This window comes from Roseateles sp. P5_E4 (assembly GCF_054049255.1).
Window position 1 is genome coordinate 43,066 of record NZ_JBFUMS010000007.1, and the last position, 11,023, is coordinate 54,088.

The window sequence follows — 11,023 nt, forward strand, 5'->3', positions numbered from 1 at the left end:
CCGCATGAAAAGCATCGTCTCCATGGCGGCCACGGCGCTGTTGCTGTCCGGCTGCACCAGCTTCAAGACCTTCACTGCCTTCGAAGCCGCCACGCCGCCGGACTACAGCGGCGCCACGGCCAATGTCGCCGACAAGGTCGTGGCCATCAGCCCCCAGCAGTTGCACGTCTTCGAGATGACGCAGGTCGACGACCGGCGTCTGTCCAGCAGCAGCATGGCCAGCACGCGGGCGGGTCAGGGCAGCGGCATGACCGTCACGCCCGTGTCACTGACCAACGAGTTGCCGTTGCACGCGTCCCGCGTGCGGCTGCAGGCTGCGACCCAGTACGCCTCGCCGATGCTCGCGATGTCGAACCCGAATTGCCGCACCGTGGGTGACGTGAACTTCACGCCGCAGGACGGCAAGCGCTACACCGTAGCCGGCCGCATTGCCGCCGACCGCTGCGAAGTCTGGATCGAGGAGATGGCGTCCGGGCAGGTCGTCACCGAGAAGCTCACCGGCCCGGGCACCGAACGCTAACCAAGCCGTCGAGCGGCCGCCTTGAGCAGGGCCCGCGAATACCAGCGGTGAAAGCCCAGCAGCGCGTGGAAGACCCGGCCGAAGCGCGGCTCGCCGCCAGCCTCGCAGCGGCGCGGCACGACGGCCGAACCGAACCACAGCGTGGTACCCGTCGCACCCGCCTCGGCCTTGAACCAGGAGCGCGTGGCGCCGCTGTCCTCGTGCATCAGCAGCTCGTCGGGCTCGCGGGCCTCGACCGTCCAGACGGCCAGGCGCGCGCCCTCACCGCGGGCGACGGCGCGCGCCATCGCGTCACTGGACGGGCGGCCGAACAGCGCAATCAGCGCTCGCTCGACCTTGAAGAGACGCGTCGTGTAGAACGCCTCGACAAACTCGGCAAGAGTCACCGCGCGCGGGACCTTCAGCGTGTAGGCATCGGCAAAGGCACCGTGCTCCTTGGCCAGGCGGGCGAGCAGGCTGGCGGGTGGCAGCGCGGTTTCTGTGGGCGTCATGCCGCCAGCCTAACCGCCGATCAATGCAAACCGTCCAACAGGGCCTGGCGCAGCGTCGCCTCGTCGGCATTGCCTTGATGGCGACGCATGAGCTGCCCGTCCTGGAAGGTGAAGTAGATCGGCAGGCCGGGCACGGCGTACTGGGCGACGAAGTCATTGCGGCTCACCGATGTCCAGGGCTGGAAGGCCACCCGCACGAAGCTGATGCCCTTGGCCTGCTGGTTCTGGGCCAGCGCATTGAACGATGGGTTCGCGCGGATGCAGTAGATGCAGCCCGGGTCGTAGGAGCTCAGCTGCAGCACCACCCAGCCCTTGGTCTTGCGCAGCCAGGCGCTCAGCTCGGCGGGCGCGACCTCCTTGACGAAGGGGCTGGTCGCGGCTGCGGCCGCTGATGCCGGCGCCGGCGGGTTGGTTGCCGTGCGGCCCGGCGGTGACGGCAGCGGTGCATCAGCCACGGGGGCACGCTGACGTTCGACATAAGCGAGCAGCGGCCCGCGATCCAGGTTGGTCGCGCTGATCGCCTTGACGGTGGACGCATAGCCCCCGTACACCGTGCCCACCCGAATGGCCACGACGGCGTCGGCGCGATGGGCGATGAGGTACATGCCGCGGTCGCCAAAGGCCTGCCAGGTCAGCTTCTTGGCCAAGTCGAGTTCATGGAACCAGTAGACCGCGGCATCCTCGGCACCGTCGGCCGCCTTGCACGGGAAGTCGCAGACGGTGATCAGCTCGAAACCCTGCTCGCGCAGCTGGCCGGCGTAGTGGCGGGCCACCAGCAAGGGGCTGTCGTCGGCCTCGTGCTTGTACTGCGTCATGACGACACTGCCCTCGTAAGGCAGGCGCCAGCGGCTCGTGCGGTTGCCGCCCTGGGCACGCTCGGGCGGGCTGATCGGCAGCGCGCCGGCTTCCAGCGGGTTGTCGTAGCGCCCCATCTGCTGGGCCCGCGGATAGGGCCGCAGCTCGGCCACGGCGGCCTGCGCGCTGGCGATGCACGCCAGCAGGGCCGCGGCACCCAGCAGTTGACGATGCCAGGCCTTCACCGCACCGCGGTGATGTCGTTCGATTCTCATGTTTCTCCCTGAACTTCCAACCACGCCGGGCGCGGCGGCGGCAGTCTAGGAGGGACGGAGAACGGTCAGCCCGATGAACTGGTTACGACCTGTTTGCTAGGGGGCTGTCGGTGCCATCTCCTGCTCCATGGGGGTGTCGGAGACGGTCGTCATTCGGGATTCAATCCGGCCTGACCTTGGCCCGCAGGATGACGGGCTTCCAGCGCTGCTGCTCCTGGGCGATGAAGGCGGCGAACTGGGCCGGCGTGTTGCCGACAGCCTCAGCAGAGTCGGCACCCAGGCGCTCCTTGGAGCCCACCGAGCGGATGGCCTTGGCCGCCTCGACAGCCAGCTTGTCGACCGAGGCCGGCGCCATGCTGGACGGTGCCAGCAGCCCGTACCACTGCGTCATCTCGAAGCCGGGGAAGCCCTGCTCGGCCACGGTCGGTACGTCGGGCAGCTGGGGCAGGCGCTCGCGCGAGCCGGTGGCCAGGCAGCGCAGCTTGCCAGCCTTGATGAACTGCAGCACGGCCGGCGCGCCGACGGCTGCGGCCTCCAGGCGCGCGCCCAGCAGATCGGTCAACTGCGGGCCGGTGCCGCGGTAGGGCACGTGCAGCATGAAAAGGTTGGCGGCCATCTTCAGGTATTCCATCGCCAGGTGACCGGCGCTGCCATTGCCGGCCGAGCCGTAGTTCAGCTGGCCCGGGCGCTTGCGCGCGTAGGCGACGAACTCCTGCAGCGTCTTGGCGGGCACGTCGGGATGGACGACGTAGAGACTGGGCACCTTGGCCAGCAGCGTGACGGGCCGGAAGTCCTTGACCGGGTCATAGGGCAGCTTGTCGAAAATGAAGGGGTTCACGGCCAGCGTGCCGATGTGGCCGAGCACCAGGGTGTGCTGGTCGTCCGCGCGGGCGACCTCGGCCATGGCGACATTGCCGGCGCCGCCCGGCTTGTTCTCGACATACATGGTCTGGCCCAGCGACTTGGTCAGCTCGGCGGCGACGGTGCGCGCGACGATCTCGCTGCTGCCGCCCGGCGCAAAGGGCACGACGAGGCGAATGGTGCGGCTGGGCCAGGGGGTCTCGGCGAGGCTCGGCAGGACCAGACCGGCGGAGGACAACAGTAGCAGGCGGCGTTGCAGATCGGTCATGGCGGCGTGACAAAGAGCGGGCGTGGCCCGACTCTAGCCGGGCGCCGTTTCCTTCTCCATCCAACCCAGCCAGCGCATGGCCTGCTCGCGGTTCTCGCCACACATCTCCTCATGCGGCGGCAGCGAGCCGCAGACGGCGGGGCGCTCGGGCTGCCCAAAAATACGGCAGCGGAGTTCGTCGTCCAGCTGCAGGCAGCGCACACCCGCCGGCTTGCCATTCGGGTGGCCGGGGATGGGCGAGCTGATCGACGGGGCGATGCAGCAGGCGGCGCAATGCGGGCGGCATTCCATAACGGCGGAATTGTCCCTGCCGCATGAGCCTGAACGGGGTGACTTATCCACAGCCGCTTCGTAAAATTCGCGGTTCGCCTAGGCGCCTTGCCCGGCGATTGCTCTTTCCAGGATCCAGATGCTTTACCCCAAGGAATTCGATGTCATCGTCGTCGGCGGTGGCCATGCCGGCACCGAGGCGGCGCTCGCTGCCGCCCGCATGGGCGCGCAGACGCTGCTGCTGACCCACAACATCGAGACCCTGGGCCAGATGAGCTGCAACCCCAGCATCGGCGGCATCGGCAAGGGCCACCTTGTGAAAGAGGTCGATGCGCTGGGCGGCGCGATGGCGCTGGCCACCGACGAAGGCGGCATCCAGTTCCGCATCCTCAATGGCTCCAAGGGCCCGGCCGTGCGCGCCACCCGCGCCCAGGCGGACCGCATCCTCTACAAGGCCGCCATCCGCCGCATGCTGGAGAACCAGCCCAACCTGCAGCTGTTCCAGCAGGCGGTGGACGACCTGATGGTGGAAGGCGACCGCGTCGTCGGCGCCGTTACCCAAGCCGGCATTCGTTTTCGCGCCCGCGCCGTCGTGCTGACGGCCGGCACTTTCCTGGACGGCCGCATCCACGTCGGCCTGGAAAACTACAGCGCCGGCCGTGCCGGTGATCCGCCGGCCGTGTCGCTGTCGGCACGGCTCAAGGAGCTGAAGCTGCCGCAGGGTCGACTCAAGACAGGCACGCCGCCACGCATCGACGGCCGCACCATCGACTTCAGCAAGTGCGAGGCACAGCCCGGCGACCTGGATCCGGTGCCGGTGTTCAGCTTCATGGGCAAGGCGGCGATGCACCCGCAGCAGGTGCCGTGCTGGATCACGCACACGAATCTGAAGACCCACGAGATCATCCGCAGCGGCTTCGACCGCAGCCCCATGTTCACCGGCGTCATCGAGGGCGTGGGCCCGCGCTACTGCCCGAGCATCGAGGACAAGGTGAATCGCTTCGCCGACAAGGACTCGCACCAGATCTTCCTGGAGCCCGAGGGCCTGACGACGCACGAGGTCTACCCGAACGGCATCTCCACCTCCCTGCCCTTCGACATCCAGCTCGCCGCGGTGCGCAGCATCCCGGGCCTGGAGAACGCCGACATCCTGCGCCCCGGCTATGCCATCGAGTACGACTACTTCGACCCGCGCGGCTTGAAGGCCTCGTTCGAGACCAAAGTCATCCAGGGTCTGTTCTTCGCCGGCCAGATCAACGGCACGACCGGCTACGAGGAGGCCGCGGCCCAAGGCTTGTTCGCCGGCCTGAACGCGGCGCTGCAGGTGCGTGGCGAGGCGGCATGGACCCCCGCGCGCGACCAGGCCTACCTGGGCGTGCTGGTGGACGACCTCATCACCAAGGGCGTGACCGAGCCCTACCGCATGTTCACCAGCCGCGCCGAGTTCCGGCTGCAGCTGCGTGAGGACAACGCCGACGCACGCCTGACTGAAACCGGCCGCCAGCTCGGCTTGGTGGACGACGCCCGCTGGGCAGCGTTCAATCGCAAGCGCGACGCTGTTTCACGTGAAACCGAGAAGCTGAAGAACACTTGGGTGCATCCCGGCATCCTGGCGGCGGCGGATGCGGAGCGTCTGGTCGGCAAGGCGCTGGAGCGTGAATACACACTGGTCGAACTGCTGCGCCGGCCCGGCGTCGTGTTTGACACCGTTGCCGAGGTCGCTGCGATTGCGCGACCCGAAGCCGGTGTTTCACGTGAAACACTGACCGCCGAGCTGGGCCAGGAGCTTGCCGACCTCGTCACCGAACAGGTCGAGATCAGCACCAAGTACGCTGGCTACATCAACAAGCAGGTCGACGACGTCGCCCGCGCCGCCCATTTCGAGCATCTGAAGCTGCCCGACGAGCTGGACTACGGCCTCGTCCACGCCCTCTCCTTCGAGGCCCGCCAGAAGCTCAACAAGCACAAGCCCGAGACGCTGGGCCAGGCCTCGCGCATCTCCGGCATCACCCCGGCCGCCATCTCGCTGCTGCTGGTGCATCTGAAGAAGGGCAAGTTCAAGGGGTTCACGGAAGCTGAAGCGGCATGAGGGACACGCTCCAAGCGGCAGCCACCGAACTCGGCCTTGAACTCAGCGACGCCCAACTCGACGAGCTGCTGGCCTACCTGGCCCTGCTGCAGAAGTGGAACAAGGTCTACAACCTGACCGCCGTCCGTGACCCGGCGCAGATGCTGAGTCATCACCTGGTGGACAGCCTGTCCGTCATCGCGCCGCTGAAACGCCACGGCGTGCCGGCCAGGCTGATGGATGTGGGCGCCGGGGGCGGCCTGCCCGGTGTCGTCATCGCGATCTGCTGCCCCGGCACCGATGTGAGCTGCGTCGATGCCGTCGCCAAGAAAACCACCTTCATCCAGCAGGTCGCAGCCGAGTTGAAGCTGCCCAACCTGCGCGGTGTGCACAGCCGCGTCGAGGCGCTGAGCACCGAACCCTTCGGCGTCATCACGTCCCGCGCCTTCGCCTCGCTGGTCGATTTCACCAGCTTGACCCGTCAGCACCTGGCCGAAGGTGCGGTCTGGATGGCCATGAAGGGCCAGCACCCGGCCGACGAGATCGCTGCCTTGCCCGCCGACGTGGATGTGTTTCACGTGGAACAACTGGTCGTTCCGGGCCTGGACGCCCAGCGCTGCATCATCTGGATGCGGCCTAAGTAGAAACAAAGCCACAGAGACACAGAGGCGCGGAGAAATTCAGCTTCTCTCCTCTGTGTCTCTGTGCCTCTGTGGCTGTGTTCGCCTTTATCCTCGCGCCTCGAACCCGACGCCCCGACAAACCAACAGATGGCCAAGATTTTCTGCATCGCCAACCAGAAGGGCGGCGTCGGCAAGACCACCACCACCGTCAACCTCGCCGCCGGCCTGGCCCAGATCGGCCAGCGCGTGCTGGTCGTCGACCTGGACCCACAGGGCAACGCCACCATGGGTTCCGGCATCGACAAGCGCAAGCTGGAGCTGACGGTCTACGACGTGCTGCTGGAGTCCGCCTCCCTGGCCGAGGCCAAGACTCGTGCCGAGAAGGCCGGCTACGACGTGCTCGGCGCCAACCGCGAACTGGCCGGCGCGGAGGTGGATCTGGTGGCGCTGGAACGCCGCGAGGCCCGCATGAAGGCCGCCCTGCTCGATGCTGGCAAGGACTACGACTTCATCCTGATCGACTGCCCGCCGTCTCTGTCCATGCTGACTTTGAACGGCCTGTGCAGCGCCCATGGCGTCATCGTGCCGATGCAGTGCGAATACTTTGCGCTCGAAGGCCTGACCGACCTGGTCAACACCATCAAGCAGATCCACGCCAACCTGAACCCCGACCTGCAGATCATCGGCCTGCTGCGCGTCATGTTCGACCCGCGCATCACGCTGCAGCAGCAGGTCAGCGACCAGCTCAAGGCTCACTTCGGCAACAAGGTCTTCGACACCGTCATCCCGCGCAATGTGCGGCTGGCCGAGGCGCCAAGCTACGGCCTGCCGGGCGTGGTGTTCGACCCCAGCTCCAAGGGGGCCCAGGCCTTTGTCGAGTTCGCCAAGGAGATGGTGAGGCGGATCGAGACGATGCGGTGAGAACCCGCTGATGCGCTGGAGGCGCGCACTGTCCTGGGTGGCGCTGGCCATCGCCGCACTGATCGGCGGCTGCTCGGTGCTGCTGAATCAGCTGTTCCCCGCCGATCTGTGCGCAACCGAGGTCTTCACCAAGGTGCGATCGCCCAGCGGCAAACTCACGGCCATCGTCTATGAAATCGACTGCGGCGCGACCACCGGTTTCTCGCGCCAGGTGGTCATCGTCCCCACGACCGAGCGGCGCATTGATCCCCAAGCCCTACCTCGCGGCTTCTTTGCCATCTCGCTGGGCTCGGCCGTCGACGACCATCTGTCCATGCGAGACGGCCTCGTCGATCTCCATTGGTTGGCCGATGATCATCTGGACATCGCTTACCCTGCCGGCTCACGCCCGATCCGATCCGCGGCCCGCAGCGACGGTGTCGACATGACCTACCGGACCTATCTCAACGCCCCCGATGGCGCAAAGCCATGAGCTTGGCTGTCCTGCGCCCCATGACGCCGGCCGACGCGGACGCCGTCGCCGCCCTGCACGCCACCAGCTGGCGCAGCGCTTACCGCGGCATCGTGCCCGACAGCTTTCTCGATCACGACGTGTTCGCCGAGCGCCAGGCCGTCTGGCGTGAGCGCCTGCAGACGTCGCCGGCTGCGTCCGCCTTCGGCATCGTCGCGGAAGACGCCGCCGGCCAGATGATCGGCTTTGCCTATGTGCTGCCGGGCCACGACCCGGTCTGCGGCACGCTGGTCGACAACCTGCACGTCCACCCCGAGCTGAAGGGCGGCGGCATCGGCCGCCAGTTGCTGCAAGCCATCGTCCACGAGCTGGGGCCGGCGCACAGCCAGCCTCTGCACCTGTGGGTACTGGACCAGAACGAAGCCGCCAAGCGCTTCTACGCCCGCATGGGCGCCGAGTTCATCGACCCTGGCACGACCCCGCCCTTCGGCGGCGCCTGCCTGCCCGAATGGCGCTGCATCTGGCGCGACCCTGCCGTGCTGCTTCCATGATTGACGCCCTCGCCCTGCGCGCCGAACACGCTGGCCTCGATGCCAGCGCCCCGCCCCAGCAGGCCGACATCGACGGCTGGCTGATCCGCCTGTCGCCCGGCAAGGCCAAGCGCTCGCGCTGCATCAATGCGCTGCGCCAGGGCACCCTGCCGCTGGATGAGCTGCTGGCCCGTTGCCAACGCGCCTACGACGCCGCCGGCTTGCCGCTGGCCGTGCGCGTGACGCCCTGGAGCCAGCCGGCCGACCTCGACGCCTTGCTCGCTGCCAAGGGCTGGGGGGTGTTCGATGCGGCCGACGTGATGGTGCTGGGCGACCTCGCTCCCGAGCCGGCTCCACCCGCCCTCCAGGCCCTCGATGCCAACACCTACGCCGCCGCCGTCGGCGCGCTGCGTGGCTCTTCCGTGACGGCCATCGCCGCCCACGCCGAGCGCATTGCTAACGCCCCGGTCACCTACCAGGGCTTCGCACTGAACGACGCCGGCGGCGCGCTGCTGGCCTGCGGGCAAATGGTCGTCGATGGCGACATCGTCGGCCTCTACGACATCTTCTCCGCCGTGCCGCGCCAGGGCCATGGCGAGCGCCTGTGCCAGGCCTTGCTGGCCCTCGCCCACGCGCAGGGCGCTCGCCAGGCCTATCTGCAGGTAGGCAGCGACAACGCCGCCGCCCAACGCCTGTATGCGCGCATGGGCTTCGTGTTCGCCTACCGGTATCACTACCGCAGCCCGGAGAAGCAACTCGTCTGACGGCGAGTCACTTCTTTCGGCTCCCACGTTTGCAGGTCGCCGTGGCGAGGGTCTCGCGCGTTGGCTGCGTCAACATCGCGCCTCCAACCCGCCGCCACTCATGACGCCCCTCCGCGCTGCCCTTGCCCTTCTTGCCGCCCTGACCCTCGCCACTGCGCAGGCCGACGCCCCCAAGGCCGACGTCGCCAAAAGCGCCGACCACCCCGTCCTCAAGCGCTTTGCCGGCAGCGTGCTCGTCGGCTACGCCCAGCAGGACTGGGAGCAGCGCAGCTTTCCCGACGCCAGCGGCGTGTCCAAGACCGAGAACGACAAGTTCGCTCACCCGGTGAACCTTGAGGGCAAGGTCACCCGTCTCTTCTACCTCGCGCCGCTGGGCAAGAGTCCGCTGGAGGTCTACCGCAACTACCAGCAGGCGCTGATCGCTGCCGGCTTCAAGACCACCTGGCAATGCGAGAGCGAGGCGCAGGGCTGCACCAAGGCCCACTTCGCACTGGACAAGTACGAGCGCATGAAGGGCATGCACTGGGCTGAGGGCGACCTGCCCGCCATGGACGGCGACCACCGGGGCGCCGCCTGGCCCCTGGCCGCGGCCATCACCTATGACCAAGGCCGCATGCTGGTGGGCACGCTGGCCAGCGGCGGCCGCTCGCTGAACCTGCTGCTGTTCACGTCCATGGCCGAGAACGAGTACACCAACCGCGCCGCCACCTACATCGAAATCGTCGAGCCCAAGGCCATGCCCACCGGCCAGGTCACGGTGGACGCCAAGGCCATCGGCCAGGGCCTGCAGGCTGAAGGGCGCATCGCGCTGTACGGCCTGGTATTCGACACCGGCAAGACCGACATCAAGCCCGACAGCAACGCGCAGCTCGACCAGATGGCGGCCGTGCTGAAGGCCCAGCCGGCGCTGAAGGTGCTCATCGTCGGCCATACCGACAACGTCGGCGCCATCGACGCCAATCTCGCGCTCAGCGAAGGCCGCGCCAAGGCGGTCGTCGCGGCGCTGACCCAGCGCGGCGTTGCGGCCAACCGGCTGCAGGCACGCGGCATCGCCAACTTCGCGCCCGTGGCGCCCAACACCAGCGACGACGGCCGCGCGAAGAACCGCCGCGTCGAGATGGTCCTGCAATAACGCCCGCAAAGACGACGCCATGAACATCACCCTCCGCTTCACCGCCGCCCTGCTGGCCGCTGCCGTCCACCTCAGCGCGCCAGCCGCCGACGCGCCCTACGCCGACGTGCCCGGCGCCGCCGACCACCCCCTCGTCAGGCGCTTCGCCGGCTCCTGGCTGGCCGGCCAGCATGTCTCCAACTGGGACGCCGCCGTGCTGCCCGCCAGCGTCGAGCTGTCCAAGGCCGACAAGCGGCAGTTCAAGGACCCGATGCTCAGCCTCGAGGGCAAGGTCACGCAGACGGTCTACATCGCGCCGCGCGGCAAGTCGGCGCTGGAGGTGTGGCGCAACTACGAGCAGGCGTTGAATGCCGCCGGCTTCAAGAAGCGCTTCTCGTGCGAGCGCGACTGCTTCGATCTCTACTTCGCCTGGCTCAAGCAGAGCGATCCGACCAAGGGCTTCAACTGGGCCAAGGGCACGGTCGACACCCCCAGCAGCGGCCGCTACAGCCTGACCTCGGCCCTGTCCGGCGACGAGGGCCGCATGCTCGTCGGCACCCTGGGCAAGCCCGGCCAGGAAGCCACCGTGCTGCTCTACAACTCGCTGGCCGCGAACGCCACCACCGGCATGGTGGCCACCTATCTGCAGGTCGTCGAGCCCAAGGCCATGGAGACCGGCCAGGTCACGGTGGACCCCGCCGCGCTGCAGGCCGGCCTCGCCGCCGAGGGTCGCGTGACGCTGACCGGCCTGTTCTTCGACACCGGCAAGACCGAGCTCAAGCCCGAGTCCAAGGCCCAGCTCGACGCGATGGCCGAACTGCTGAAGAACCAGCCCACGCTGAAGGCCTGGATCGTCGGCCACACCGACAACGTCGGCGGCTTCGAGGCCAACCAGGCGCTGAGCATGGAGCGCGCCCGCGCCGTCGTACTGGCCCTGACCGCGGCGCCGTACAAGGTCGACACCAAGCGCCTGAGCGCCAAGGGCCTGGCCAGCCTGGCACCGGTGGCGGGCAATGGCGACGAGGCCGGGCGGGCGAGGAACCGGCGCGTGGAGCTGGTGGCGCAGTAGCCCGGC

General features: G+C 68.1%; 13 protein-coding genes. 9 read left to right on the top strand and 4 right to left on the bottom strand.

The window, feature by feature from the left end:
- Positions 1-4: 4 nt before the first annotated feature.
- A complete protein-coding gene (locus tag ACXJLH_RS14790; protein ID WP_457444881.1) occupies positions 5-520 on the top strand; it encodes a hypothetical protein in 516 nt (171 codons plus the stop codon).
- Here the strand turns inward: ACXJLH_RS14790 and ACXJLH_RS14795 are convergent.
- From ACXJLH_RS14795 to ACXJLH_RS14810, 4 genes are all read right to left on the bottom strand, one after another.
- Complete coding sequence (locus tag ACXJLH_RS14795; protein WP_457444883.1) at positions 517-1,011, bottom strand: hypothetical protein; 495 nt, start codon at positions 1,009-1,011, stop codon at positions 517-519. The genes ACXJLH_RS14790 and ACXJLH_RS14795 overlap by 4 nt on opposite strands.
- A gap of 20 nt (positions 1,012-1,031) precedes the next feature.
- Entirely contained in the window at positions 1,032-2,081 is a 1,050-nt protein-coding gene (locus ACXJLH_RS14800) for a TlpA family protein disulfide reductase (RefSeq protein ID WP_457444884.1), read from the bottom strand.
- Between the two features lie 160 nt (positions 2,082-2,241).
- Positions 2,242-3,210 carry a Bug family tripartite tricarboxylate transporter substrate binding protein gene (locus ACXJLH_RS14805; protein WP_457324041.1) on the bottom strand — a complete coding sequence of 323 codons (969 nt, stop codon included), beginning with the start codon at positions 3,208-3,210 and terminating at the stop codon, positions 2,242-2,244.
- Positions 3,211-3,243: 33 nt separating this feature from the next.
- Positions 3,244-3,501 (bottom strand): YkgJ family cysteine cluster protein, encoded by a 258-nt coding sequence (locus ACXJLH_RS14810; protein WP_457324040.1) that lies wholly within the window; start codon positions 3,499-3,501, stop codon positions 3,244-3,246.
- 118 nt (positions 3,502-3,619) lie between these two features.
- Between ACXJLH_RS14810 and mnmG the strand changes: the two genes are divergently transcribed.
- From mnmG to ACXJLH_RS14850, 8 genes are all read left to right on the top strand, one after another.
- Positions 3,620-5,569 (top strand): tRNA uridine-5-carboxymethylaminomethyl(34) synthesis enzyme MnmG, encoded by a 1,950-nt coding sequence (mnmG, locus tag ACXJLH_RS14815; protein ID WP_457324039.1) that lies wholly within the window; start codon positions 3,620-3,622, stop codon positions 5,567-5,569.
- Positions 5,566-6,192, top strand: coding sequence for a 16S rRNA (guanine(527)-N(7))-methyltransferase RsmG (gene rsmG, locus ACXJLH_RS14820; protein WP_457444886.1), 627 nt, complete (start codon positions 5,566-5,568; stop codon positions 6,190-6,192). The genes mnmG and rsmG overlap by 4 nt, the downstream gene beginning before the upstream one ends.
- Before the next feature lie 126 nt (positions 6,193-6,318).
- Positions 6,319-7,092 (top strand): ParA family protein, encoded by a 774-nt coding sequence (locus ACXJLH_RS14825; protein WP_056190929.1) that lies wholly within the window; start codon positions 6,319-6,321, stop codon positions 7,090-7,092.
- A 10-nt stretch (positions 7,093-7,102) separates the two neighbouring features.
- Entirely contained in the window at positions 7,103-7,564 is a 462-nt protein-coding gene (locus ACXJLH_RS14830) for a hypothetical protein (protein WP_056190932.1), read from the top strand.
- Positions 7,561-8,094, top strand: a complete 534-nt coding sequence (locus ACXJLH_RS14835; RefSeq protein WP_457444888.1) for an N-acetyltransferase family protein — start codon at positions 7,561-7,563, stop codon at positions 8,092-8,094. The genes ACXJLH_RS14830 and ACXJLH_RS14835 overlap by 4 nt, the downstream gene beginning before the upstream one ends.
- Positions 8,091-8,837, top strand: coding sequence for a GNAT family N-acetyltransferase (locus ACXJLH_RS14840; protein WP_457351894.1), 747 nt, complete (start codon positions 8,091-8,093; stop codon positions 8,835-8,837). The genes ACXJLH_RS14835 and ACXJLH_RS14840 overlap by 4 nt, the downstream gene beginning before the upstream one ends.
- 100 nt (positions 8,838-8,937) lie before the next feature.
- On the top strand, positions 8,938-9,969 hold the full coding sequence (locus ACXJLH_RS14845; RefSeq protein WP_457444890.1) for a DUF4892 domain-containing protein: 1,032 nt from the start codon (positions 8,938-8,940) through the stop codon (positions 9,967-9,969).
- Between the two features lie 19 nt (positions 9,970-9,988).
- Entirely contained in the window at positions 9,989-11,017 is a 1,029-nt protein-coding gene (locus ACXJLH_RS14850) for an OmpA family protein (protein ID WP_457444892.1), read from the top strand.
- The last annotated feature ends 6 nt before the right edge of the window (positions 11,018-11,023 follow it).